General features: G+C 40.5%; 18 protein-coding genes and 4 tRNA genes. 20 read left to right on the top strand and 2 right to left on the bottom strand.

Annotation, left to right across the window (positions count from 1 at the left end; translation table 11 throughout):
- The first annotated feature begins 222 nt into the window (after nucleotides 1–222).
- The 15 genes from BCU91_RS11955 (at nucleotide 223) to BCU91_RS11885 (ending at nucleotide 17,965) form a co-directional block, all read left to right on the top strand.
- Nucleotides 223–501, top strand: a complete 279-nt coding sequence (locus BCU91_RS11955) for a hypothetical protein (protein ID WP_102531542.1) — start codon at nucleotides 223–225, stop codon at nucleotides 499–501.
- A 984-nt stretch (nucleotides 502–1,485) separates the two neighbouring features.
- Nucleotides 1,486–2,457 carry a phosphoribosyltransferase family protein gene (locus BCU91_RS11950; protein ID WP_102531541.1) on the top strand — a complete coding sequence of 324 codons (972 nt, stop codon included), beginning with the start codon at nucleotides 1,486–1,488 and terminating at the stop codon, nucleotides 2,455–2,457.
- 518 nt (nucleotides 2,458–2,975) lie between these two features.
- Nucleotides 2,976–4,157, top strand: a complete 1,182-nt coding sequence (locus tag BCU91_RS11945) for an HlyD family secretion protein (RefSeq protein WP_102440285.1) — start codon at nucleotides 2,976–2,978, stop codon at nucleotides 4,155–4,157.
- On the top strand, nucleotides 4,147–5,199 hold the full coding sequence (locus BCU91_RS11940; protein ID WP_102440284.1) for a DUF2955 domain-containing protein: 1,053 nt from the start codon (nucleotides 4,147–4,149) through the stop codon (nucleotides 5,197–5,199). Before BCU91_RS11945 ends, BCU91_RS11940 begins: the two co-directional genes overlap by 11 nt.
- A 223-nt stretch (nucleotides 5,200–5,422) precedes the next feature.
- Nucleotides 5,423–6,541 carry an AI-2E family transporter gene (locus tag BCU91_RS11935; protein WP_102440283.1) on the top strand — a complete coding sequence of 373 codons (1,119 nt, stop codon included), beginning with the start codon at nucleotides 5,423–5,425 and terminating at the stop codon, nucleotides 6,539–6,541.
- A 20-nt stretch (nucleotides 6,542–6,561) separates the two neighbouring features.
- Nucleotides 6,562–7,212 carry an ion channel gene (locus tag BCU91_RS11930; protein ID WP_157936096.1) on the top strand — a complete coding sequence of 217 codons (651 nt, stop codon included), beginning with the start codon at nucleotides 6,562–6,564 and terminating at the stop codon, nucleotides 7,210–7,212.
- A 155-nt stretch (nucleotides 7,213–7,367) separates the two neighbouring features.
- A complete protein-coding gene (locus BCU91_RS11925) occupies nucleotides 7,368–12,158 on the top strand; it encodes a response regulator (RefSeq protein ID WP_102531540.1) in 4,791 nt (1,596 codons plus the stop codon).
- 45 nt (nucleotides 12,159–12,203) lie between these two features.
- On the top strand, nucleotides 12,204–13,226 hold the full coding sequence (locus tag BCU91_RS11920; protein WP_102531539.1) for a two-component system response regulator: 1,023 nt from the start codon (nucleotides 12,204–12,206) through the stop codon (nucleotides 13,224–13,226).
- A 276-nt stretch (nucleotides 13,227–13,502) separates the two neighbouring features.
- Nucleotides 13,503–14,099 carry a hypothetical protein gene (locus BCU91_RS11915; protein WP_102440279.1) on the top strand — a complete coding sequence of 199 codons (597 nt, stop codon included), beginning with the start codon at nucleotides 13,503–13,505 and terminating at the stop codon, nucleotides 14,097–14,099.
- A 264-nt stretch (nucleotides 14,100–14,363) separates the two neighbouring features.
- Complete coding sequence (gene uvrY / locus BCU91_RS11910; protein WP_102440278.1) at nucleotides 14,364–15,008, top strand: UvrY/SirA/GacA family response regulator transcription factor; 645 nt, start codon at nucleotides 14,364–14,366, stop codon at nucleotides 15,006–15,008.
- Nucleotides 15,009–15,059: 51 nt separating this feature from the next.
- Entirely contained in the window at nucleotides 15,060–16,892 is a 1,833-nt protein-coding gene (gene uvrC / locus BCU91_RS11905) for an excinuclease ABC subunit UvrC (protein WP_102440277.1), read from the top strand.
- A 45-nt stretch (nucleotides 16,893–16,937) separates the two neighbouring features.
- The gene (pgsA, locus tag BCU91_RS11900; protein WP_076539933.1) at nucleotides 16,938–17,486 is read left to right on the top strand and encodes a CDP-diacylglycerol--glycerol-3-phosphate 3-phosphatidyltransferase; all 549 of its coding nucleotides are present in this window, start codon (nucleotides 16,938–16,940) and stop codon (nucleotides 17,484–17,486) included.
- 183 nt (nucleotides 17,487–17,669) lie between these two features.
- Nucleotides 17,670–17,745: transfer RNA gene (locus tag BCU91_RS11895), tRNA-Gly, on the top strand.
- Nucleotides 17,746–17,760: 15 nt separating this feature from the next.
- Nucleotides 17,761–17,834: transfer RNA gene (locus tag BCU91_RS11890), tRNA-Cys, on the top strand.
- A 45-nt stretch (nucleotides 17,835–17,879) separates the two neighbouring features.
- A tRNA-Leu gene (locus BCU91_RS11885) sits at nucleotides 17,880–17,965 on the top strand.
- Between the two features lie 554 nt (nucleotides 17,966–18,519).
- Here BCU91_RS11885 and BCU91_RS11880 read toward each other — a convergent pair.
- Both BCU91_RS11880 and yqfB read right to left on the bottom strand, forming a co-directional pair.
- Nucleotides 18,520–19,233, bottom strand: coding sequence for an SGNH/GDSL hydrolase family protein (locus tag BCU91_RS11880; protein ID WP_102440276.1), 714 nt, complete (start codon nucleotides 19,231–19,233; stop codon nucleotides 18,520–18,522).
- Between the two features lie 27 nt (nucleotides 19,234–19,260).
- Nucleotides 19,261–19,581, bottom strand: coding sequence for a N(4)-acetylcytidine aminohydrolase (gene yqfB / locus BCU91_RS11875; protein WP_102440275.1), 321 nt, complete (start codon nucleotides 19,579–19,581; stop codon nucleotides 19,261–19,263).
- Nucleotides 19,582–19,721: 140 nt separating this feature from the next.
- Here yqfB and BCU91_RS11870 point away from each other — a divergent pair, with 140 nt between their 5' ends.
- The 5 genes from BCU91_RS11870 to BCU91_RS11850 all read left to right on the top strand — a co-directional run bounded on the left by BCU91_RS11870 (nucleotide 19,722) and on the right by BCU91_RS11850 (nucleotide 25,154).
- Complete coding sequence (locus tag BCU91_RS11870; protein ID WP_102531538.1) at nucleotides 19,722–21,101, top strand: leucine-rich repeat-containing protein kinase family protein; 1,380 nt, start codon at nucleotides 19,722–19,724, stop codon at nucleotides 21,099–21,101.
- Between the two features lie 60 nt (nucleotides 21,102–21,161).
- Nucleotides 21,162–21,749, top strand: a complete 588-nt coding sequence (locus BCU91_RS11865; RefSeq protein ID WP_102531537.1) for a uracil-DNA glycosylase family protein — start codon at nucleotides 21,162–21,164, stop codon at nucleotides 21,747–21,749.
- A gap of 203 nt (nucleotides 21,750–21,952) precedes the next feature.
- Nucleotides 21,953–22,038 (top strand) — tRNA-Leu (locus tag BCU91_RS11860).
- A 677-nt stretch (nucleotides 22,039–22,715) separates the two neighbouring features.
- The gene (locus BCU91_RS11855) at nucleotides 22,716–24,005 is read left to right on the top strand and encodes a hypothetical protein (RefSeq protein ID WP_102531536.1); all 1,290 of its coding nucleotides are present in this window, start codon (nucleotides 22,716–22,718) and stop codon (nucleotides 24,003–24,005) included.
- 183 nt (nucleotides 24,006–24,188) lie between these two features.
- Nucleotides 24,189–25,154 carry a hypothetical protein gene (locus BCU91_RS11850; RefSeq protein WP_102476062.1) on the top strand — a complete coding sequence of 322 codons (966 nt, stop codon included), beginning with the start codon at nucleotides 24,189–24,191 and terminating at the stop codon, nucleotides 25,152–25,154.
- The last annotated feature ends 32 nt before the right edge of the window (nucleotides 25,155–25,186 follow it).

Raw genomic sequence — 25,186 nt, 5'->3', positions numbered from 1 at the left:
GAGCTCCTATTAACGTGTACCTCACACGTATCTGTTTAGCCACATATTTACGTGATAAAGGCTTTCCTTTTGATGTAAAAGTATCTTTGTTAACCCTAGGCTTTGCTGAAGCCATATTAGCAATATAGGCGCTATATCGATGTAGCAAGTACACTCAAAAAAATCATCAATGCCATAAATCATCAAATCTGTATTAATGACTTTATTCGTTATGTTGATGAAGTGATTAACAGTCTTCGCAGTGAGTTTGAGAAAAACAAGTCGGCCATCAGTACAAAGCCAGCAAGTTTTAGTATCCCCATCAGAGACACTAAGCTGCCACAACACAGTGAAACTTACTCAGTAGCCAAACCACTGCCAGTTATGAGCTTGAATAATGCATTGGCAGCATTTGTTACCTCAAAAGAGAAATCAGGTTTTAGTCCACTACTTATTAACCTGCATCTATTAACCAGCTTGCGCAAAGACCCCGTCACTTCGTTGAGTTGCTGCCCAAAATAGGAAATCGATCATCAAAAAGATACCTAAGCTATTTGCGTTAACGATATTACTTCGGCTGATGCCATGAAGTATCGTGATGAGCTACTCATGCAGGGTTAACGCTATAAAGAATACTTAGCTAGCGTATTTCAGTTTTAATTCGTATGGTCGATGACATAGTAATTGAGTGGAAAAAGAGGCATTAGCACGTTATATATATGAAGTAATTTCAGTTTCTGAAAAACAAAATCATGATAGTCAATTTGAAGTTCCACAGGGTAATAAAACTCAAGATAGACAATAAAAAATAAGAAGTTCTAGAGGTTAGATTTTAAAACTGAAATTAATTAATTTTATGATTAAGATCAGCTTTAATTGGTAATTTCGAAGCTTGTCGCGATTTACTCATATTGAAGTGAATTGAACTCAACTCTTAGCTACGACTTATGGTTGAAATAATTATCATCTTGAGTCGTTATTTTGCTTTAATAAAATATATATATAGTGTGTCTATTTTTGAATGAGTCACTTACTTATTGATTATATGAGACAATATCTGTTTTTATCTGTGGCATTTTTTTTACCCGCTTAATTGTTCATTGGCTGAAACTGTGTAGTGCTACAGTCAAGGTTGATGTTTATCCTGTTTGTTGATGTTTGTAGATTTGATAATTTACTAATCTGATTTAGACTTAAAACTGTCATTTTTATGGCGTATTTTTAATTTAGGCTGTTAAAGGGTTATTTGTATTTTATTAGACCAAGCTACAATTGATAAAGCATGCTGTTATGGCTAAATTCAATAAATTGCATTAGTTAGAGTCGAGTCTTGAGGGATCGAATCTGAACGTTACTCAAACAACATAGGTTAATGATTCGGTATGTATTGGGCGGCATAGTAGTTGCGGCTACGGACCAATACTCTATGAGTATTTAGTAGAATTTAAGCTTAACAGCGTCTGCTTTGAAGCATCAGGCTGTAATCTATGAACATTGGAGTTTGCTATGAATTATAAGTCCTTTTGTGATTTGAGTGATGATATTAAAAATAATATTCACAAAATCAATCAACAAGACTTTGATTTAATTGTAGGTATTCCAAGAAGTGGAATGGTACCTGCATATATGGTGGCGTTATTGCTCAATGCTAACTGTATCGATTTACCTGCTTTTATTCGCAATGATAAGTTAGGTAAAGGCATTACTCGTGATGCCAAAAAAGCCTTAAACTTCCCCCATGAAGCAAGCAACATTTTAATTGTCGATGACAGCATTCTAAGTGGTGGTTCGATGATAGATGCGCTAGCCCAAATACCTAGCAGCTTCCAAGGCAAGGTGACCACAGCTGCGATTTACACCACTGCGCTTGTCAGTGACAAAGTTGATATCTTTTTTGAGCATGTGGACTTTCCACGGGTTTTTGAATGGAACTTATTTCATCATCCTATCGTGACTGAGGCTTGTGTCGATATTGATGGTGTCCTGTGCCAGGATCCAACTGAGGAACAAAATGATGATGGGGAGAAATATATTCAGTTTCTCGCTGATGCGACTCCTCGATTTATCCCAACCATGAAAGTTGATGTGCTGATAACTAATAGGTTAGAAAAATTTCGACCACATACTGAGCAATGGCTGGCAAAACATGGCGTTAATTATAACAAACTAGAAATGTTAGATTTGCCTTCAAAAGCCGCAAGACGGGCCCAAGTAGATTATTTTTCCCATAAGGCAGACTACTTTAAGCGTAGCCCAAATGTGTTATTTATCGAAAGTGATTATCAGCAAGCAATTGAAATTGCTAATCGGTCTAACAAGTTTGTTTATTGTGTTGATACAAACCAAATGATTGCGCCTAATGGTCTTAAGCGGTTTAAAAATAAAAAATACCTTGCTGAGACGATTAGAATGCAATTTTCAAAAATTAAGCCATTAAGAGCGATATACAAAAAAGTTAAAAATCTGGCTAGGGCTTAATCTATAAGCTCTAAACCTTTATCTGGCGTGAAAAATGGGCAGATTATTACCAGCTGCAGATGTTAGATTTTTAGTGGTGAAATTAAGGTCTTGATTTGTCTAATTAGGATTTTTCATTCTGTAGGTATGCTTTTGAGTTGATCTTTATACTTGCTTTGCTTTTTTAATATTAGGCAATTAAAACCAAGCAGCTTTTAAAGAATACACTTAATTTAAAATAGATTCTTAAGTAGTAATAGTAACAATATACATCGCAATTTAATGCAATTCCCCAGCAAGGGCCTTCTCAAACGGCCGTTCAAATCATTAGTTAAAATCAAAATGTTAAATCAATAACTTAAGTAAAGGGCTTAAACACAGCTTTCTTGCTTGTTCATTGAGCTAGAGTGTTGAGTTTTGAGCAAAAATAATCCTATACTGACGTTAATGTAACAACTCTACTATTTATTAACATTATTGGCTCATGCAAGCCGTTAATTTAAAAAGTAATGCAATTGATTTCAATGCAAGGGAAGGGTATGGCAGATAAGCATAACGATATTTCATCCACTGAATTACCGGCAAATACACCGGAGCAAGCCGTTTTATCAACGCCTACAGATGACATTCATGTTGCTAATGGCGCAGCGGATAAGTCCAAAAATCAGAAAATAAGAAAAGCGACCAATATCATACTGATAGTGGTCGCTTTTTTGTTTGTATTCCATCTTATTGCTGATCGTTATATTCCTTCAACTGATTTAGGTCGAGTTCGCGGTTTTGTGGTCCCCATTACCCCGCAAGTCTCAGGGGAGGTAATTGAAATTTTAACCACGCCAAATACCTTGATCCGTAAAGGGCAGGTGCTTGCGAGAATTAACCCAAGAGATTATGAGATTGCATTATTTACCGCTGAGCAAAATGTGACGCAGGCTGGGCAAAATATGGGAGCTTTAACCGCTAATGTCACCGCTGCAAAAGCAAAGGTTGTTAATGCGGAGGCAAACTTTACTAATGCAAAAGTACAATCTAAGCGTATTTTTACCATGGTTGAGCAGCAGGTGATGTCAGAGGCTGATGCCGACAATGCTAGAGCGGAACTTGCTAGCGCAGAAGCGGGTGTCGCTAGTGCTAAAGCAGATTTAGCCAAAGCAGAAGAAAGGTTGGGCTCAGAAGGTGAAAACAATACCGCGGTAAAATCAGCGTTATTGGCCTTAGAGCAAGCTGAACTTAACCTGGCACGCAGCGAAATTAAAGCGCCCACCGATGGCGTGGCATCAAACTTTCGTTTAAAAGAAGGTTTTTATGCTAACGCTGGTCAACCGGTAATGACCTTTATTTCATCTGAAGATGTGTGGATTGAAGCGAACTTTAGAGAAAATAGCTTAGGCAATATGCAAGCGGGCGATAAAGTCGAGTTTGCACTGGATTATGCTCCGGGTGAGGTTTTTACTGGGAAAGTAGCCTATATCGATTATGGTGTTGATTGGGGACAAAGTGAACAAACGGGAAAGCTGGCTCAAACAACAGGCCAAACAGGTTGGTTAAGACAATCTCAGCGATTTCCTGTAACCATTCATTTTGATGACGAAGAGGCTAAAGGGTTGCGACGTGTCGGCGGTCAAGCGGATGTCATGGTGTATACCGAAGAAAGTTCACTGATGAACTTATTTGGTAAGTTTTGGATCCGAGTCGTTAGCTGGTTCTCCTATGTCAGATAGCGAGCTAGCCTTTAAAGCCATTAATGCTCAATTTGCTGAGGCGATATTTACCCGTCGAGTATTACGCTTCACTTTGGGGATAGGCATTGCAGTGGCCATAGCTGCGGTGTTTGATTGGCAATTAGCTTTTATACTACCGGTGTTTGTCGCTAAGTTTTTAGTTGATAGAGTGGTGCCGACAGTGCAAACCATTTACGAATTGCTTATTTCAATGGTGGTCACTATTGCCATTGCTTGGATGGTGAGTTTTGGGCCGGTTCAATATCCATTTGTACTGTTGCCATTACTCGCATTAATGATGCTATGGGCCTATTACCTGTTTTCTGATCCCAAGTGGAATTTTTTCGCCACTATATTAATTGTCTCGACATTAGTATTACCCTATTTAGGGATTTTACATCCAGGTGCGGCGATTTTTTTTGGTGTCGGCTTAAGCTTTTCAGGCGTGGTGGCGGTCATCATTTTTACTTTATTGCATATTTTGTTGCCTGATTTAGCACCAGAAAAAGAAACTCATTCTGAGTCAGAATTATCTAATGACGAGCGGCTTTACGAGTCAGTTAGGGCATTAATTATTTCATTTCCGGTGATCACCTTTTTCTTTTTATTTGAGGTGACCGGCGCATTACTGACCATGATATTTATTGCAATTTTATCTTTGCAAACGGCCGGCACTAAGAGCGTTAAAGTGAGTTTGTTTTTATTACTCACTAATGGCATAGGTGGTGTGCTGGCGATTATTTTTTATAACATGTTAGTTGTCGTGCCTGAGTTAGCGTTTTATATCGGGCTCACTATGATAGCTGCGTTATTTTTTGCACAAAAAATTTATGATGATCCTGCTAAAGCGCCTATTTTTGCGGGGATATTTTCAGCCTTGCTAGTGGTTGTCGGCTCGACGGCTTCGTCAACAGATGCCGATGTCGCAACCAACTTCTATATTCGTATTGCGCAGTTATTTATTGTCGGTGTTTATATGGTTGTGGCTTCATTTTTTTTAGAAACCAGAAATTGGAAGTTCTTACAAACTAATCATGATTAGGCGGTTTTATTGTAGCCGCTAGGCTATATTTTATTGAACGCTAAGTGTTGATTTAATGGCGGAAATCAAATTTTCTCGTTTATCAATACTAGGTTTACTGAAAAATCACCTATTGTTGTGATGGCTTTTCACTGCAATAAGTTCGATGTTCATAAAGGTGTCAATACATTAACTAAGGTTTAATTTTAAAACGCAACAGCATTTAATTAGGGATAGATAAGTTATGAGTGATAAACCAATATCAAGCTCGAAAGAGTTTACTCATGCGGCAGTGGATGCCGCGATTAAAATAGCCCTGATTTTTATCATGGTCATATGGTGTTTTAAGATTATTCAGCCTTTCATTATGCCCATTTTATGGGGCGGTATTATCGCCATTGCGCTGTATCCAGTGGTGTTATTTATCAGTAGCAAGCTGCGATTGTCGGTGAGTAAATCTAGCCTGTTAATTACCTTGCTGGCCTTAGCCATATTATTGGTACCTACCTACTTATTTTCAGGTGCGATAGTTTCAAGCACGCAGGACTTTGTCGCAGAAATACATGACGGCACTTTAGTTATCCCCGCGCCGAAAAGCTCTGTAGCTGAACTCCCGATTGTTGGTGAGAAACTATATGAATTTTGGTCAGACGTTTCTGCAGATCTCGAGCATGTGGTAAAAACCTATGCCGATGAAATAAAAAGCTTTTCGACTAAGGCTGCCAGTGCTTTTGGTAGTTTTGGTATGACAATTTTGCAATTTTTAATTTCAATCATTATCGCAGGGGTGTTTATGGGTAAAGCATCTGGCTCAAGCCAAATGTTCCATAAAGTCTCAGTCAGGCTAGCTGGCAAACATGGTGAAGAGTTTTCTGAATTGGCCGTTGCAACCGTCAGAAGTGTGGTTCAGGGGGTGATTGGGGTAGCCTTTATTCAATCAATATTAGCAGGTGTTGGGCTTGCTTTAGTCGGGGTGCCAGGAACCGGGATTTGGATGTTACTGGTGCTAATACTCGCGATTATTCAATTGCCACCGATTTTGGTTTTAGGTCCTATTATTGCGTATGTCTTTTCTGTTGAATCATCAACCACCGCGATTATTTTTATGATTTGGAGCATTTTAGTGAGTGCCAGTGATGCATTTTTAAAACCGATGTTGATGGGCCGTGGCGTTGATATACCTATGTTGGTGATTTTGTTAGGTGCTATCGGTGGGATGATCCTCTCGGGTATTGTTGGCTTGTTTGTTGGCGCGGTGATTTTAGCTTTAAGTTATAAATTATTTTCAGCATGGCTAGTGGTTGAAACGGCTGAAGTTGATGGTGATGAAGTGTTACCGAACTCAGAGAACTCACAAGGGTAGTTGTTGCAATGGTTAAACCTATGTCTGAAGAAGATAACTTCAGCTACCTACTGGGGTCGTTGGTGTTAGTGCTGTTAAGTTCAGCTTTTGTGGAACAGTTTTTTGAACAGGGCCAGCTCATTGTTGTTTCGACAACTGTGATGAGTTTGTCTATTTCAGTGATTGGATTAGGCGCGAATAAACACTGGTTTCGCTCAAGTTTCGGGGTGATGTTTACTATCTTAGTGGTAGCCAGTATCGGCTCAGTTTTTGAATTGTTGAACCTTGATATTATCGCGCTATTTACCATTTTAACTTTTTTTATTTTGGCCACCTGGCGCGCCGCTAAGCAGGTCTTGTTTAGCGGGGTTATTTCAACTAATCAAATTATCGGATCTATTTGTATATTTCTGTTACTAGGGCTTATTTGGGCATTTATTTATCTATTGCTGATTGAGATTTTTGGTGTGGCTTTCAATGGTATTGAAGCCCAAAATTGGACCGATAATTTAACGACTGTGATTTATTACAGTTACATCACTTTGACTACAGTCGGTTATGGTGAAATATCACCAGCAGTGCCAATGGCGCGTTTTTTCGCTTTTTCTGAAGCGATTACAGGTCAGTTTTATATGGCGATCATTGTTGCCAGTTTAGTTGGAGCCAAAATGTCCAACCACGAACCGAAATAACCTGGAGTGACTTATCATCAACTGTACGCAATATTTATAGCGATAACTGCAATAAAGCTGAGAGATTACGCAACTAACTATTACTCAAAAAGCACTCATTGCGACGTGATATTCAAGGTCAACCGTCTCGCACAACAGTATGGGGAACAATAAACATGAATCTATTATTAAGCCTCGTCATTGTTGGGTTATTGCTATTACTAGGTTGGTGTTTTTGGCGTCTAAAGGCGCAAGTTAATCATGATATTGCCCGCTATTTTGAAGGCGATAAAAATAGGATTTACTTTAGCCTCATCATTGTTTCTTTCTTACTGCTCATCTCATCTATCGCTGCAATTAGTTTGAATGTTGCTTATAAGCATGACTTGCAAAAAAGTGGCTTAGCCTTGGAGTCGGTGTCTAAAACCACTGATGCAGCCTTGGCATCTTGGTTTTTAGGCTGGCAAAACCGAGTGAGTGCAGTGGCCACAAATCCTTTATTACTTAAGCGCACTGCAATGTTAGCTAAGTTAGACTCGAAAAAAGCGCCACTTGTCGGAAATCAACATGTGCTTTGGTCTCGCGAAGCTTACGGGCGTTATAGTCAGGCCTTTGGCACCTTAGGATTTTTTGTTATCTCAGTTGATGGAGTCAATATATCTTCAAGTCGTGACAGCAATTTAGGTCAAATCAATATCGTTAAACAACAGTATCCGATGCTATTTAATCAAGTCTTGGCCGGTAATATTGTCATTACTCCACCTATGCCATCAGAAGTGGCGTTATCAAACCCATTTGGGTTGAAGCAAGCTGAAACACTCACCATGTTTGCCTTAAGCCCCATTACTCAAGATGATGGCAGTATCAGTGGCATTTTGTCACTTCGTATTGACCCTTACATTGAATTTGCCAAGCTGACTCAAAGTGGCGCGGTGGGTGACACTGGTGAATCATACTTTGTCGATGCCCAAGGAAGAATGCTGTCTCACAGTCGCTATGAAAATGACTTGGTGTCACTGGGTTTATTAAAAGCAGGTCAGGTATCAGTACTTAATTTGACTGTGACTAATCCGCAGAGATTATTATCAGAAAAGCAACCTGCTAACGGCCGTCGGGGCAGGGGAGCGTTAACCCTAGCAGCAAAAGAAATTAGCCTTAAACACGATGGTTATAGTTATCAGCCTTATCGTAATTACTTGGGGCAATATGTTATCGGTGTCTGGAAATGGGATGAGCGCTACGGTTTTGGTATTGTGACGGAAATGACCCTTGAAGAAGCCAGCCGAAACTATTTATTTTTTCGAAATATTGTCGTGATGCTGATTGGTATTATTGCCATTTCTTGCTTGCTTCTGACATTTGGTGGTTGGTGGCTAAGTCGTCATGTACATCGGCGCTTTAAAGCTGATAATGAAAGGTTAGAAAAAACTATTTCAATACGAACCCAAGATTTACAAGAGCGTGAAGAGCGCTTATGGGATTTATATGAAAACTCTGCTGTAGCTTATGCCACATTAGATCTTCAAGGCCGCTTCACTAAACACAATAAACAATTTGCACAGATTACTGGTTATGACCGCAAAGACTTCTCGTCGTTAACTTGGCATGACGTACTCGCCACTAAGCACGCTAAAGGCGAACAAATCTTTAGCCAAGCGTTGCAAGGCATTGATACGTCTGATGCACGTGTAGAGCTTGTTAATCATTCAGGTCATACCTTAATTGTTTCATTATCGACCCGTGTTGAAACCGATGTTGCGGGTGAATTTAGTGAAATCCGTTTATCTCTATTAGATATTAATGAGCAAGAAACTGTCCGTGCTGAGATGCTACAAAATCAACATCAATATCAAACATTGGTTGAGAATATTCAAGGCGCAGTATTTAGATATAAAGTCACTGATTTTGACATAAACCATTACCATTTACAGTACATTAGCCCCAACATAGAACCAATAACTGGCTATAAAATGGCAGACTTTATCGGTGAACATCCAGTTAGAAGACTTGCTGATATAGCTTTTGAAAATGATATAGAGCATTTAAAAGTCATGGTTGAACAAACCATCAAAGCGCAAGATAAAATTGTCGCGGAGTTTAGAATTATTAATCGCTCAGGTGAGCTACGCTATTTACAAATGAATGCTCAGTTTGACGGTAATGGCAATAACATGTCAGGTTTTTTTGATGGCATTGTGTTTGATATTACCGAACAAAAAATTGCTGCCAATCGGTTACTCGCATCAGAAGAAAAGTTAGAAGTGGCCTCAGAAAGTGCGCAAATGGGAATGTGGGACTTTTATCCTAATGAGCAACAAGTCGTGGTTAACCGCATGTATTCAAAGATGCTAGGTTATGAACCAACTGATTTATGTCAAGAGGATGACAAGTGGTCGCCATTAATCAATGGCGCGCAAACCTTTATTGATTTAGTCCACCCCGATGAGCAAAACTTGATCTCCAATCCGCAACAAGCATTGGCTGCAAGTGACAATAAAATTTTTCGCCATGAACTGAGAATGCGCAGAAAAGACGGCAGTTACGATTGGATTTTAAGCGTTGGACAACCTTACTCTTTTGATAAGCATGGGGTTCCCGATCGGATCAGTGGGGTTCATATCAACATTAATGAAGCGCGAGCATTACAAACTAAACTTGCCGCCGCTATTTCAGCCGCTGATAGTGCAAATCAAGCAAAAAGTGATTTCTTAGCCAATATGAGTCATGAAATTCGTACACCGATGAATGCCATAATTGGCATGTCCCATTTAGCATTAGACACCCAGCTGACCCCTCAGCAACGCAATTATATTGAAAAAACCCATCGCTCGGCACAATCCTTATTAGGGATTATTAATGACATTCTCGATTTTTCTAAAATTGAAGCGGGTAAGCTAGCTTTAGAACATATCGAATTAGATATCGAAGCAGTGTTAAACAATGTTAATAACCTCATTGGGATCAAGGTCACAGATAAAGGTTTAGAGCTGCTATTTGATATTGATAATACTATCCCTAAAAACCTATTAGGAGACCCACTTCGCCTAGGGCAAGTGCTCATTAACCTCGCCAATAATGCGGTAAAGTTTACTGAACGTGGCAATATTATTATTGCAGTCAAACTCGAAAGGTTAACCAGCCAACAGGCTTTCATTCGCTTTTCAGTAACAGATTCCGGTATCGGAATGAGTCAAGAACAACAATCAAGATTGTTTAAAGCCTTTTCCCAAGCTGATGCTTCAACTACCCGAAAATACGGCGGCACAGGCTTAGGTTTAGCCATTTGTAAGAATTTAGCCGAATTAATGCAGGGCAGCATAACGGTAACAAGTGAGCTTGAGCAGGGAAGTACGTTTAGTTTGTATTGTCCTTTTGAGTTAAGTCGTTCAACGTCAGTGACTCTCGATACCTTGGAAAAACGTCGCTTTGATGGGCAATCAGTGTTGCTGGCTGATGATAATGATATCGCTCGCTCGATACTGACTAACCTATTGGGCTCAATAGGTTTACAAGTAGTAGCCGTTGCCAGTGGCCGTGAGGCTATACAATATATTGCGGCAGGTAATAAGCCAGATTTTGCTTTAATCGATTGGCAAATGCCAGGGGTTGACGGTGTTGATGTAGCTAAGTTTATTGGCGAGCTTGCGCCCGAGCTTAAACCTAAACTCATCATGATTACCGCTTTTGGTAGAGAAGAGCTACTCATGAGTGTAATGTCTGTTCACATCGACCATATTTTAACTAAACCTATTACGTTAACAACATTAACCCAAAGCCTATCTTCATTAGTGTCTGGGAAATCTTTAGCAGATCCTCGAACTAAGGTTCAAAGCCCATTCGATAAGGCGATCACCTCTTTGGTAGGAGCAAAGGTGCTTGTTGTTGAAGATAATGATCTCAACCAAGAGTTAATTGAAGAGTTATTAATTAATAAGCAAATTGATACTGTTTTGGCTGAGAATGGTCAACAAGCCATTGAGTGTTTAGCGCAGCAAGATTTTGATGGGGTGTTAATGGACTGCCAGATGCCGGTGATGGATGGCTACACTGCGACCTCGTTACTCAGGCTGCAGCCACAATTTCAACACTTGCCCATTATTGCCATGACAGCGAATGCCATGGCTGGTGACCGTGAAAAAGCGTTAGCCGCTGGGATGAATGATCATATCTCTAAACCTATTGACGTTGAGTCGATGTTTATCACTATGGCCAAATGGATAAGCCCAACGGTTGCCACTAACACTACTAAGCCAGCGAAATCGGCAATAGAAACGACAGATGCCGATGTCGTTAAGTTTGCCCTAAACCTCAATTCAATTGCCTGTGATCATATTGACGTAGCCCTAGGCTTGAGCCGAATTCAAGGTGATATAAGCTTGTATCACAAATTATTAGTAAGATTTATCCGAGGGCAAAAAGCTTTTCCGCAGTATGTTGAACAAGCTGTTATAGATAATGATACCGAACTGACTCAGCGGTTGGTACATACCTTAAAAGGGGTTGCTGGCAGCATTGGCGCACAAATGCTTGCCACATTGGCAGCAAAGTTTGAACAAACGCTTGATAGTCTATCTGAAGCACACTATGAGCGGGTTTTTACAAAACTATCAATAGAGTTACAAGGAGTATGTCATGACATTGAACGGCTATTGCCTAAGCGACTACAAATATCAGAGCCATTGCAATTATCAAAGCTACAACCAATAGGTGCTGATTTCGCCCAAACTGCATTAGAAAATCAAACTTTGAATAAGTCATTAGCAATTGAAACCTTAGAAGTCCTCATTTCAATGCTATCGAATTTTGATATGGAAGCCACAGAGTATTTTATTAGCCACGGACAATGCTTAAACTTAAAACCATTAATACATGAGTATCAACAGCTTGATTATCAATTGTCGGAATACGAGTTGGATCGTGGTCTCGAAATTGCCAACCAAATGCTTGAGAAAGTAACAGCCATGTAATTGAGGCTTATTCACTAAAAATTTTTGCGTTTAATAGGAGTTCAAATGGAAAGGCAAACCATTTTAGTGGTCGATGATACCGCTGAAAATATCGATGTGTTAGCCAGTGTATTAAAATCTGACTATCAGATTAAAATTGCCAAGAACGGCAAACTCGCGTTAAAAATTGCTAAGGCAATGACATTAGACCTCATTTTGCTCGACATTATGATGCCCGGTATTGACGGTTTTGAAGTTTGCAGGCAATTGAAACAAGATAAACGCACCCAGCACATTCCGATTATATTTGTTACCGCAAAAATATCTGCGGCAGATGAATTAAAAGGGCTCGAGTTAGGGGCAGCAGATTACATCACCAAACCCTTTAATCCCCCCATAGTGCTTAGGCGAGTGCAAACCCAGTTAGCCTTAACCAGTCAAAGCCGCTTGTTGGCCATACAGGTAAGGCAAAAAACAGCTGAAATTGCCCAAAATCAATTGAACGTGATCCGCCGCCTTGGGCGCGCTGCTGAATATAAAGATAACGAAACCGGCATGCATGTTATCCGTATGAGTTATTACACCCATATATTGGCCCTTGCAGCAGGGTTAAGCGAAGACGATGCCGAGCTATTAATGCACGCCGCTCCCATGCATGATGTGGGTAAAATCGGCATATCGGATGCCATCTTAAAAAAAACCGACAAATTAGATTTTGACGAATTTGAACAAATGAAAAAGCACTGTGAAATCGGCGCTGAAATTTTAGGCGAGCAAGACTCTGAATTAATGGATGTTGCGCAAACTATAGCCTTAACCCATCACGAAAAGTGGGACGGCAGTGGCTACCCCAATGGTTTAAGCGGAGAGGATATACCGCTTTATGGCCGTATTGTGGCAGTGGCAGATGTGTTTGATGCACTCACCAGTAAGCGTCCTTATAAGGAAGCCTGGCCCGTTGAAAAGGCGCTTGAATTACTTAAAAAAGAAGCTGGAACACACTTTGATCCGCAGCTTGTGCCACTTTTTGTTGAAAAATTAGATCAAATTCTTGAAATAAAGGCTAAATTTAATGAAAGCGATACATAGTAGCAGTTTAAAAGCATGTAATAAAAGTTGAGGTGTTGGGAGTGTTTGTCAAAATTTTGCTATGAATTAGGTACTGTTATCGTCAGTTATTGTTGGATTCACAAGCAGTTATTGGCTAAATAAGCCATTTGTGATTTTAAACGATGAATAGCGAGTATGATCCGAATATAAGCGGCTCATATTCTTGATGTGCCGTTAAATGCCGTCATTAAATACACTCGATAATTGCTATGGCTAAATACATATCGCAATACTTGTTCAACAGAGGAAATATCAATGTCTAATACGCTTTTCAGTAAAAAAATGCTGCTGGCTGCGGTTATGCTTCCAGCACTGTTAACCGGCTGTGCTACAGGTGATACACCAGAGGCTAAAAAAGCCAATGCCCGCAAAGAAACCCAAGCCGCATTGCAAGAAATTTATGCTGAGCACAATGAAGCTAAAGCTGCGGTAGCGAGCTCTGTGGGATATGTCGTGTGCACTGGCAGCAATAGTTACTTATTTGCATTATCAACCGGTGGCGGTGTTTGCGTACTCACCTCTAAAGGCCAAAACTCCTATTACCGTTTTGCAACCGGAGGCGTCGGTGCTGGCATTGGCTGGAAGCAAATGGCATTCGTGCAAGCATTTATGAATAATAATGCTATGACACGTTTTAAAGAGTCAGGCTATGAAGGCCAAGCTCAAGCAGAAGCGAGCGCTAAATATGAAGACAGTGGCGATCAAGCTTCAGCTAACCAATCAGTTGATGTAACAGGTGTAAAAACCTATCAAGTTAACTTAATGGGCGCCGCAGCTCAGGCAACCGTACAAGGTTATAAGTATTGGGAAACCGATTTTTCTGATGATTTCATGGAAAATAGTGAAGACTAATTTTTTCTAATGACTTGAAGCACAAAAAATTAAAAGCCGTAGTAGGCAACTGCTACGGTTTTTTGTTGGTTGTTATATTTGTATATCGCAACAGTCTAATAATTAACCGCCAACAGGGGCTAGTTGTTAGTGGTTGCATAAGGAGTGAACAATTATGCCATTATTGTGGTTAATATTGCTTTGCGATACTCGTTCAATAGGCTAAATTACAACGGTAAGGATATGATAAAAATTCAGGAAGAATACGCTTAAGGTGGGTTGAAGTTGATTTCAGTATATTTAGTTGATGATCATGAGCTAGTGAGAACCGGTATTCGACGTTTATTGGAAGATGAGCGTGGTATAAAAGTGGTTGGCGAAGCGCCGGATGGCGAAACCGCCGTGCAGTGGTCACGTCAAAATGAAGCTGATGTTATTTTGATGGATATGAACATGCCCGGTATGGGCGGTTTAGAAGCGACCCGTAAAATTTTACGTTATCAACCTGAAGCTAAAATCATCGTATTAACCGTACAAACTGAAGACCCTTTTCCTACCAAAGTCATGCAAGCTGGCGCCTCTGGTTATTTAACCAAAGGGGCAACACAGCCTGAGGTATTAAGAGCCATTCAGCAGGTATCTCGGGGGCAACGTTATTTATCTCCAGAGATTGCCCAGCAAATGGCCTTGAGTCAGTTTAGTCAAACAGACGAAAACCCTTTTAGCAGCCTGTCAGAACGTGAGCTTCAAATTATGTTGATGATCACCAATGGTGAAAAAGTCAACGACATTTCTGAAAAGCTCAATTTAAGCCCGAAAACCGTTAACAGTTATCGCTATCGTTTATTTGCCAAGTTGAATATTGGTGGTGATGTAGAGTTGACCCGTTTGGCGATTCGCTACAAAATGCTTGATGCCAGTTCTTTTTAGTTAATAGGTGTTGAGTCAAACTGGTATTTCACACCTATTTTAGGATAGTTGATGCCATCTCGTTTTAATCCAAAGTTATTTCTCAAGAATGTTTCTTCTTCGCCAGGTGTTTATCGGATGTACGATGACAAGGGCGAAGTCATTTATGTTGGTAAAGCAAAAGATCTTAAAAAGCGCTTATCATCTTATTTCAGAGCCAATATTCCCCATGTAAAAACTCAAGCATTAGTGGCGCGTATTGCCAATATTGATGTCACACTGACCCACAGTGAAACCGATGCGTTATTGCTCGAAAATGATTACATCAAGCAATACATGCCCAAATACAATGTATTGCTGCGTGATGACAAATCCTATCCTTACATTTTGCTCAGTGGCCATAAGCATCCACGACTTGCTTATCACCGTGGCCCTAAGCGTGAAAAAGGCCATTATTTTGGCCCATATCCAAATGGCGGTGCAGTTAGAGAAAGCTTACATCTGATGCAAAAGCTGTTTCCTATTCGTCAGTGTGATGATCTTTATTATAAGTCGCGCTCTCGACCTTGCTTGCAGTATCAATTAGATCGCTGCAGTGCACCCTGTGTTGGTCGCGTAAGCGATGATGAATATTCCGAGCAAGTGAAATTAGCCAGCCTGTTTTTAAAAGGCAAAGATCAGCAAGTGATCAGTGAGCTAGTGGTGAAGATGGATAAGGCTGCCAATGAGCTAGAGTACGAACATGCAGCGCAATTTCGCGATCAAATCACCGCCCTAAGGCGAGTGGCTGAGCAGCAAGAAGTGTCTAATCACAAAGGCGATATGGACGTGATAGGGGTACATTACGCATCAGGTATCGTTTGTTTTCATTTATTATTTATACGAGATGGTAAAATCTTTGGCAGTCGCAGCTATTATCCAACCGTGCCAGCACAAACTGAGCTTGAAGAAGTACTCGTCTCTTTTATGGGGCAGTTTTATTTAAATGCCGACATCCAGCGCACAATTCCTAAAGAAGTATTATTAAGTCACTCCTTTGAAGAACTAACTAGATTACAACAAACTATATCTGCGGCATTAGAACGAAAGTTTGAAATCAAAACACATGTCAGAGGTGAGCGAGCAAACTTTTTACGCCTAGCACTAACCAATGCCACCAATGCGGTTAATACGCGCCTGTCCCACAAAAATACCGTTGAGCAGCGCTTTCAATTATTAGAAGAAGCATTAGAGCTAGGTCACCCAATCCAGCGGATGGAATGTTTTGATATCAGCCATACCATGGGCGAAAGTACCGTTGCCTCTTGTGTGGTGTTTAACCGTGAGGGGCCTCACAAGTCCGATTATCGCCGCTACAATATTAATGGCATTACCGGTGGTGATGACTATGCTGCCATGGAACAAGCCTTAAGTCGCCGATTTGATAAAATTGATAGCAAGGGTAAGGTGCCAGATATTGTATTTATTGATGGTGGTTTAGGCCAGTTACGTATTGCACAGCAAATAGTTGATGAAAAATGTGTGCATTTAGATAATGCGCCTTTACTGATCGGGGTAACGAAAGGCGAAGGTCGTAAAGCAGGGCTTGAAACCTTTGTGTTTGGTGGCTCGGAAGATACCTTTGAATTACCCAGTGATTCACCAGCATTTCATTTAATTTTGCATATCCGTGATGAGTCCCACCGCTTTGCAATTACAGGCCATAGAAATAAGCGCCAGAAAACCCGAAATACATCGACGCTAGAATCCATTGCTGGTGTGGGGCCTAAACGGCGCAAACTATTGTTACAACATTTGGGCGGTATTCAAGAAGTGAAGGGCGCAAGTGTCGCTGAATTAACAAAAGTTCCTGGAATTAGCCTAGAAATGGCACAAACAATCCATGATGCATTGCGAGGGGGATAAAATTAAGGCAAGATTGGCGCTGCTTCTGACTATTTGGTTTCGTTCATGCCTTTTAATTTACCTATAGCATTAACTTTATTTCGGCTTGTTTTATTGCCGGTATTTGTTGTTGTGTTTTATCTTCCCTATTCGTGGGCCCCTTTTGCTTCGGCATTTATCTTTTGGCTTGCTGCGGTAACTGATGCGTTAGACGGTTATGCGGCGCGAAAATTAAAGCAGTCGACTCGCTTTGGTGCTTTTCTTGACCCGGTTGCCGATAAAATAATGGTGACCACGGCGTTAGTATTACTAGTGCAGCAAAATGATAATATTTATCTAACCTTAGCGGCATTATTCATGATCGGCCGAGAAATTGTGATTTCTGCGCTACGTGAATGGATGGCAGAAATCGGTAAACGCGGTGTTGTCGCAGTATCATGGATTGGTAAATACAAAACGGCGGCGCAAATGGCGGCGATTGTTGGTTTGATCTGGCAGCCGAATGAATTTTTGACCGATGTGGCTTATGGCTTGTTTTATATTGCTGCAGTGCTGACTTTCTGGTCGATGATGAGCTATATTTCAGCAGCATGGAAAGACTTAACGGCTGAGTAGCGCAATAAAACTTCAATACGTTTACTTAGTGTTCACTCAGTTAGTTTTGTTGAAAACAGCAATTGACACCGACACTGAAATCGGTAGAATGCACCCCCGTAGACAAGGATGCTTCGGCTTATAACCAAAAGGTTTTAGCTACAAGACATCAGGTTTATTTGAAAAGATAAACAAATGATTTACGCGACATTAGCTCAGTTGGTAGAGCGATACCTTGCCAAGGTATAGGTCATCGGTTCGAACCCGATATGTCGCTCCAAATCATGTTTATATCGGCGCGATGGCAGAATGGCTATGCTGCGGATTGCAAATCCGTCGACCTCGGTTCGACTCCGGGTCGCGCCTCCACAAATTTTGTTTAGTTGTTATATTAACAATTAAAACAACACTTATGCCCGAGTGGTGGAATCGGTAGACACAAGGGATTTAAAATCCCTCGCTTAATAGGCGTGCCAGTTCAAGTCTGGCCTCGGGTACCATCATTTACATACGACTTAGTATTAAGGTGTATGGTACAAAAAAGCCTCAACGTAAGTTGGGGCTTTTTTGTATCTGAAATTTGTTGGAATAAATGATTTTACTAAAAAATCCCTCGTCGTTTTAAGATAGGGCGTGCCAGTTCAAGTCTGGCCTCGGGTACCATTATTCTTCCATAAAGCGCTTACATACGACTTAGTATTAAAGAGTATGGTGCGAAAAAGCCTCAACATTAGTTGGGGCTTTTTTGTGCCTGTAATTCGAGCGTTGGCGAAAGATAAAATCCCTCGTCGTTTTAAGTTGGGGCTTTTTTGTATCTGAAATTTGTTGGAATGATTTTACAAAAAAACTCGTCGTTCTAAAATAGGGCGTGCCAGTTCAAGTCTGGCCTCGGGTACCATTATTCTTCTATAAAGCGTTTATATACGACTTTTAGTATTAAAGAGTATGGTGCGAAAAAGCCTCAACATTAGTTGGGGCTTTTTTGTGTTTGCAATTTGGCTATATCAATTTCATTTCTTAAAGTTATTTTGAAGGGGTGTGGTTGAAGTCTGGCTTACGCTTTCACCTTAATCATGTCGCATGCTTGTTGTCCCCAGTGGGCATAAATAACCTCACTTGGATGAAACCCATCAATGGCCATTGGCGCATCAGCTAACGTCAATTCCATATTAAGTTGTTCGCATGGCAGTGAGCTTGTTTGAACCCAATTAGAAAGAGCTAAGTTGAACTCTCGGCTTCTTGCGCCTAAAAACCACCTAAAAGGCTGTGGTAACGCTGGAAATCGATCCATTGGAGGCACATTAGTAATGATAATTTGTGTTCCTCCTAACTTTGATGTGATCAATGCGCACAACTCACTTAATTGTAATATCCATGTTTTTGCCGATATTGGACTCAGCACATCATTTACGCCCAGAGAGATAACAATAACATCTGCTTTTGTTAGCTGATTTTGATGGGTCATGAGTTTGACTTTATTGAGGCAGTTTTGGGTGCTATAGCCACTTTGGGCCACCAGTTGCCAATTGAGCTGATAATCATTAGAGAGCCGCTTAACCATGTTTCCCGCCAGTGCTTGTTGCTGGTGGCTTACCCCAACTCCCGCTGCAGCAGAGTCACCTAGGATCAGTAGCGACAATTGTGGCGAACGGCATGAGGCATTAACGCGCTCGCCGCTTGGCTCTGGTAATTTTATGGTGGTTTTTTTTACCCAAATAGCCTGTACTAAATAAATAGGCCATAAAAATATTAGTGTTAGATAGTGCAATGTTACATTCCTTTGTTATGTGCTTATTTAAGGGGTTACGACCTTAAATTTGATTTCATAAAGCTGTTCAATACCCGGATACACTTCCTGTATTAAGGCTTTTAATACTGCCAAGGGCATATTTTCTTGCTGCGCATGCAAGTCGGTTAATTGTGTAAATGGCACTGTATTAACGGAAATAACCTTGATGTCGCAAAACCATTTATCTTCCTCAAAGGTGGATACGGTTAACGTTTCACCTGCAATAAAGTGGGATTCACTGTCATCGCGTAAGGTAATAGTTTTAGCGCCTGACAGAATGTCTGTTTCAAAGCGGCTGAAAAAAGTGATGCTGTTAAGTGCTGGCATAGTAGCTTTGAGCCTTTATTAATTGCAGGTTTATTGTGCGTTATAGTAAATCAGTTTACTGAGGTTTGCCTTAACTTGTTTATCTGTTTGGCTTATCATGAGCGCCATTGCGACTTACTGCTTATTTTAGGATATTTCCATTGCATACTTTGGCTCAATTACAGTCTGGTGAATTACACCAAAACAAGATAAAACGATTACAGATAGCTGAAGGGTTAACCAGCTTTCCCATGGAAATTATTAAGCTTGCAGATTCCCTTGAAGTGCTTGATTTGTCGAACAACCGTTTATCATCGCTACCTGATGAGTTTGAGCAGTTGCAACAGCTTAAAATTTTATTCCTATCGTTTAATTGTTTTACTGACATCCCAGATGTCATTGCTAAATGCCCAAAGCTTGAAATGATCGGTTTTAAAGCCAATCAAATAACTACAGTTGCCGAAGATTGTTTTCCTGTTGATACCCGCTGGTTAATTCTCACTGACAATAACATTGAGCAATTACCTCAATCCATTGGCAAGCTACATCGACTACAGAAGTTTGCCATGGCAGGCAATAAGCTCAACAATTTGCCGCCATCAATGAGTCAATGTACATCACTAGAGCTATTACGTATTTCAGCCAATGAATTGACTGTTATTCCAGATTGGTTATTCAAACTGCCCAATTTAGCTTGGTTGGCATTTAGTGGCAATCCTATAACAGCGCCTGTTATCAATAGTGATGACGCTGCTGTTAATAGTGGTTGTGCGTTAACGCCAATGGCGCAGTTATCATTAGGGGAGCAATTAGGCCAAGGCGCTTCAGGGGTGATTTATCAAGCACAATGGCAGCAGGACTCTGGCACAGCACTGGACGTAGCGGTGAAAATATTCAGAGGTGCGGTGACATCAGATGGTTACCCAAAAGATGAATTACATTGCTGTTTGCAAGCAGGCTTTCATCCTAATTTAATTGGCGTACTTGGCTTTATTGCTGATGCTGACAATCTTGGTTTAGTCATGGAGCTCATTCCTCAGCGTTATTACAACTTGGGTTTACCGCCGTCACTGGAAACCTGTACTCGCGATACCTTTTGTGATGACATGGATATATCCCTAAGGCAAATCGTCACCGTTATGCGCAGTATGGCAGCTGCGCTAGCCCATTTACATCAACATAAAGTCAGTCATGGCGATATATACGCTCACAACACCATGATTGATAGTGATGCCAATATGCTATTTGGTGATTTTGGCGCAGCAACGGACTTGTCAGCGCTTGCAGTAGAGCAAGCAGCGTATATGCAAGCCATTGAAGTCAGAGCATTAGGTAATATGCTAGATGACGTATTGGGGCATTTTAATGAATTTACAGGCCATGATAATAACCAGCTAAGGTTAGCAACTGCAGATAGTCAGATCATTAGCCAATTAAGCCAAATAGTGTCTAGTTGTTTGCAGGCTGACGTAGCGATGCGACCTCAGTTTACTCATATCCAGCAGCAATTAGCCACCATTCAACAGCAGTTATTGGATTAACAATCGTCGCTTATATTTAGGCCCAGATAGTTAAATTTATAAACAGGATAGGGGAGCGTTATGCCTGCAGCGTCATTAACGTCGTTAGTTGCACAAGTACGTCAATGCCAGCTTTGCCAGCATGCGTTGCCCCATGGCGTTAACCCAGTGATTCAAATTGATCCGCTAGCGCGTATTCTTATTGCTGGGCAAGCTCCAGGCCTTGCGGTGCATAAGTCTGGCATCCCGTTTGATGATAAAAGTGGTGACAGGTTACGAGATTGGTTAGGCATCGACAAAGACACCCTTTACGACCCTAAACAGATTGCGATTTTACCCATGGGCTTTTGTTATCCCGGTAAGGGGAAAAACGGTGATTTAGCGCCAATGAAAATGTGCGCCCAAACGTGGCGGCAACCCTTACTTAACCACTTAACTGATGTGAAGTTAACTTTGCTTATAGGCAAGTATGCTCAAGACTATCACTTGCCAAACAGGCAACAAACGCTGACAGAAACTGTTAAACATTGGCGTAATTTACCTTCGGGCATCATTGCATTGCCTCATCCAAGTCCTCGCAACAATATTTGGTTAGCAAAAAATCCATGGTTTGCTGAAGATTTATTACCAGTAATAAAATCGACAGTGCAGAATATTTTGCATGCTTAAGTGAAATATTTAATTGAAAGGGCTAATTTAGCTATGTTTTTAGACGAATTGATTGCAAAGTCAGCACTTGAACAATAAGTTTCATTTTTTTATTGATCCATTCTGAAAAACCAGTAAAGTATGCACCAAGTTCAGCGGCAGCAAGCAATTGCAGCAATTGAAAACAGATTCCGTAGCTTGTATCGACAAGTTACAACAAGTTTGCCCGAGTGGTGGAATCGGTAGACACAAGGGATTTAAAATCCCTCGCTTAATAGGCGTGCCAGTTCAAGTCTGGCCTCGGGTACCATATTACATACGTAAGTATGGTGCAAAAAAGCCTCGACATTAGTCGGGGCTTTTTTGTGTCTGAAATTTGCTCAATGAATGACAAGATATAACAATCCCTCATCGTTTTAAAATAGGGCGTGCCGGTTCAAGTCCGGCCTCGGGTACCATCAGTTTTATTATCAAAAATATACGTCAGTATGGTGCCAAAATGCCTCAACATTAGTTGAGGCTTTTTTGTATCTGAAATTTGCTAAATGAATGACAAGATATAACAATCCCTCATCGTTTTAAAATAGGGCGTGCCGGTTCAAGTCTGACCTTTTTGTATCTGAAGTTTGTGAAATAGTGATATTTGCTCGTTCAAGTCTGGCGAGTACCACGAGTGAACACAGCTAAATTTAGCCGCGTTACATTGAAACTTTGTGTTGAAATCCTGATCCGTATCAGGTGTGTTAAAACGACGAAATCAATCAGATTCATCGACTATTGTTGACGGACTTATTTGAATTGTTCTTGCTAAATTAATGTATTAAATCAATTAGCCATATCGGATTTTTAGACGATAAAAAATCCTCTCAATCAATATCTTTACGTCGCTGGGATGAGTGTTGCCTTTAGTTTTACATATTTGACAGTACACATGCCTCTGCTAAGCTTTTCGATACCCTGAAAGTAAACAAGGTATTATTTACAGGTATGGAAGCAAACAGCAGGAACGACTTAAGTTACCTAGAACGCTTAATGAGATTGTTTACTCATGTGCAACCGGGAGAAGGTAAGTCAACCTTGATGCTCTCCGCTTACGCCTGTTTGCTACTGTTGCTGTATTACATTTTAAAGCCTATCCGTGAAGCACTCATCCTCTCTGAACACACCGCTGAAATACGCACTTACACGATAGCGATTCAAGCATTGGTGTTAATGATATTGGTGCCTTTATACGCTAGCTGGATAAGGACTCAGGGAACGAATGAAATATTGCCCCGAGTCACCTTAGCTGTGGCTGTGAGCTTGTTATTATTCTGGGGGCTTTATTTGTTTAAGGTGCCTATTTCAATCCCTTTCTTCGTTTGGCTAGGTGTGATCAATGTGCTGTTAATTGCCCAGTTCTGGGCCTATGCTGCAGATATTTACAGTCCAGATGAGGGTAAACGCTTGTTTGCTTTTATTGCAGCAGGGGCATCTTTAGGATCATTATTAGGTGCGCAAATTAGCAAACATCTATTTAAGCTTGTTGGCGCTGAAGGCTTGATGCTCGTCGCTGCGGTTTTACTTATCGCGACCATGTGGTTACCCAAATTAATTGGACTGAAATCTAAAAAAAAACAAACAAATGACTACCATGGTCATTCATTCAAAGCAGGTTTTGATACCGTACTGAATAATCGTTACTTGTTGGTGATTGCTGGGTTTGTAGTGTTACTCAACTGTGTGAATACTACAGGAGAATACATTCTGGCCAAATGGGTGCAAATTCATGCGCAGCAGGGAGCCGATGTCAAACTGATTATAGGTGAGTTTTACAGTGACTTTTACACTTGGGTAAACTTATTCAGCATGATAATTCAGCTATTACTGGTTTCTCGAATATTCCAGTGGATCCATATACATGGTGCCATTCTAATTTTACCCTTTGTCGCTTTTGTGGGCTATGGATTAGCGACTTTTATCCCTATATTCACCCTATTTAAGCTAATAAAGATTGCTGAAAATAGCATAGATTATTCATTACAAAATACTGCCCGGCATGCACTGTTTCTGCCTTTAAATCAGCAACAAATTTTTGAAGGGAAGACAGTGATCGATGCATTTTGTTGGCGTTTAGGTGATTTAACTCACGTCGTGATCATCTTTATTGGCCTTAAAGTATTCAAGCTTGATCATTATGAGTTTGCGGCGGTTAATCTGGTGCTTTCCCTGTTTTGGATAATATTGGCATTTAACCTTGCTCGCAAGCATAAGCAATTGGTCAATGAGCATGATTAATACCTGTTTTAATTCTGATGTCTTGCTAAGCGCTAACTAATTTTAAGTAGTTGCATTGTCATAAACGGATTTGTTATCTGTGGCTTAAAGAGCCTAAATATATCGATATAAGTGAAATCCATCGCCCTTAAAAATAGACTTTACCAGCGTGATATCTCATCGATTGAATAGAAGGAGCGCAATATGCAATATTTGAAGATGGCTTTTTTTCTGACGATATATTTAGTCGCTTTCTTGTCTCACGCTGTAACCGTTCCTTTAATCCGAGATGAAACGGTTATCTTTGACTTATTAAATGATGGCGATATTAATCTTTCTAAAAGTGTTGCTAAAGCGTTCACGACAAAAGAAAGTATTATGGAAATTCGCAGGGTAGGTTTAGTCAAAAATAGTGTACAGATACGTGCCGCCTTTCGAGATAAAACAGTAAAAGATTATGCTAGAGGTAACGTTGGTTTAATGTATTACGATAGCTACTACAATGAATTAGCAGCATATATTATTTCAAAATACCTTGGCCTTAATATTATTCCTGCGACAGTGCTTCGAAGTATACCAATAGGGAAAAAAGGGCTAAAACCGAGTAAAAAATTGAGAAAAGGCAGTTTGCAATTATGGGTAGAGAATAGTGTCGTGCTTTACGATTTAACTGCTCTTAGCCTGCCTTACCCGGGATCCGCCGAATATAAAAATCACCAAATAAAAGAAATCAAAACATTCGATTGTATTATTGGCAATGTTGACAGGCATGCTGGCAACCTTTTAGTCGATCTGAATGAAAGATTTGAAGACCCAAATGAAGTGACGGACAGGAAAAAAGCTTATCTTGGTAAAATTTGGGCCATCGATCACTCTAGATCTTTTTATCGAGGGCCTCGGCTAGACATCCGAACTTGTAAGCTAAGTAAGTTAAAGTCAGATGCTATCAGCATGCAGTTTATGCAAGGGATGAGAGATTGGAAAATTGAAGAACTAGAAAAAAGACTCCGAGCGAGTGGTCTATCTGAGCAACAATTAGCTCACCTCAGATTGGAATCTATTGAGCATCGCTTTCAAAAAGTAAAACAACATTTTGAGGAACAGCAGCGAAAGAGTGGCATGACTGATGAAGAATATTACAGCTCGGGGCTTTGGCATCGGGTTTGGTGAAGGTTAAGCGATTAGAGGGTGTAACAGATTCT

Origin of the sequence: Shewanella sp. 10N.286.52.B9 (assembly GCF_002873635.1) — a bacterium.
Lineage (GTDB): Bacteria > Pseudomonadota > Gammaproteobacteria > Enterobacterales > Shewanellaceae > Shewanella.
This window is presented reverse-complemented; position numbering and strand designations above follow the sequence as displayed.

Bases quoted from the DNA above. Each gene is read 5' to 3' on its own strand.
- BCU91_RS11950 (WP_102531541.1), top strand. From the start codon at position 1,486: ATGAATTATAAGTCCTTTTGTGATTTGAGTGATGATATTAAAAATAAT.
- BCU91_RS11945 (WP_102440285.1), top strand. From the start codon at position 2,976: ATGGCAGATAAGCATAACGATATTTCATCCACTGAATTACCGGCAAAT.
- BCU91_RS11940 (WP_102440284.1), top strand. From the start codon at position 4,147: ATGTCAGATAGCGAGCTAGCCTTTAAAGCCATTAATGCTCAATTTGCT.
- BCU91_RS11935 (WP_102440283.1), top strand. From the start codon at position 5,423: ATGAGTGATAAACCAATATCAAGCTCGAAAGAGTTTACTCATGCGGCA.
- BCU91_RS11930 (WP_157936096.1), top strand. From the start codon at position 6,562: ATGTCTGAAGAAGATAACTTCAGCTACCTACTGGGGTCGTTGGTGTTA.
- BCU91_RS11925 (WP_102531540.1), top strand. From the start codon at position 7,368: ATGAATCTATTATTAAGCCTCGTCATTGTTGGGTTATTGCTATTACTA.
- BCU91_RS11920 (WP_102531539.1), top strand. From the start codon at position 12,204: ATGGAAAGGCAAACCATTTTAGTGGTCGATGATACCGCTGAAAATATC.
- BCU91_RS11915 (WP_102440279.1), top strand. From the start codon at position 13,503: ATGTCTAATACGCTTTTCAGTAAAAAAATGCTGCTGGCTGCGGTTATG.
- uvrC (WP_102440277.1), top strand. From the start codon at position 15,060: ATGCCATCTCGTTTTAATCCAAAGTTATTTCTCAAGAATGTTTCTTCT.
- pgsA (WP_076539933.1), top strand. From the start codon at position 16,938: ATGCCTTTTAATTTACCTATAGCATTAACTTTATTTCGGCTTGTTTTA.
- yqfB (WP_102440275.1), bottom strand. From the start codon at position 19,581: ATGCCAGCACTTAACAGCATCACTTTTTTCAGCCGCTTTGAAACAGAC.
- BCU91_RS11865 (WP_102531537.1), top strand. From the start codon at position 21,162: ATGCCTGCAGCGTCATTAACGTCGTTAGTTGCACAAGTACGTCAATGC.
- BCU91_RS11855 (WP_102531536.1), top strand. From the start codon at position 22,716: ATGGAAGCAAACAGCAGGAACGACTTAAGTTACCTAGAACGCTTAATG.
- BCU91_RS11850 (WP_102476062.1), top strand. From the start codon at position 24,189: ATGCAATATTTGAAGATGGCTTTTTTTCTGACGATATATTTAGTCGCT.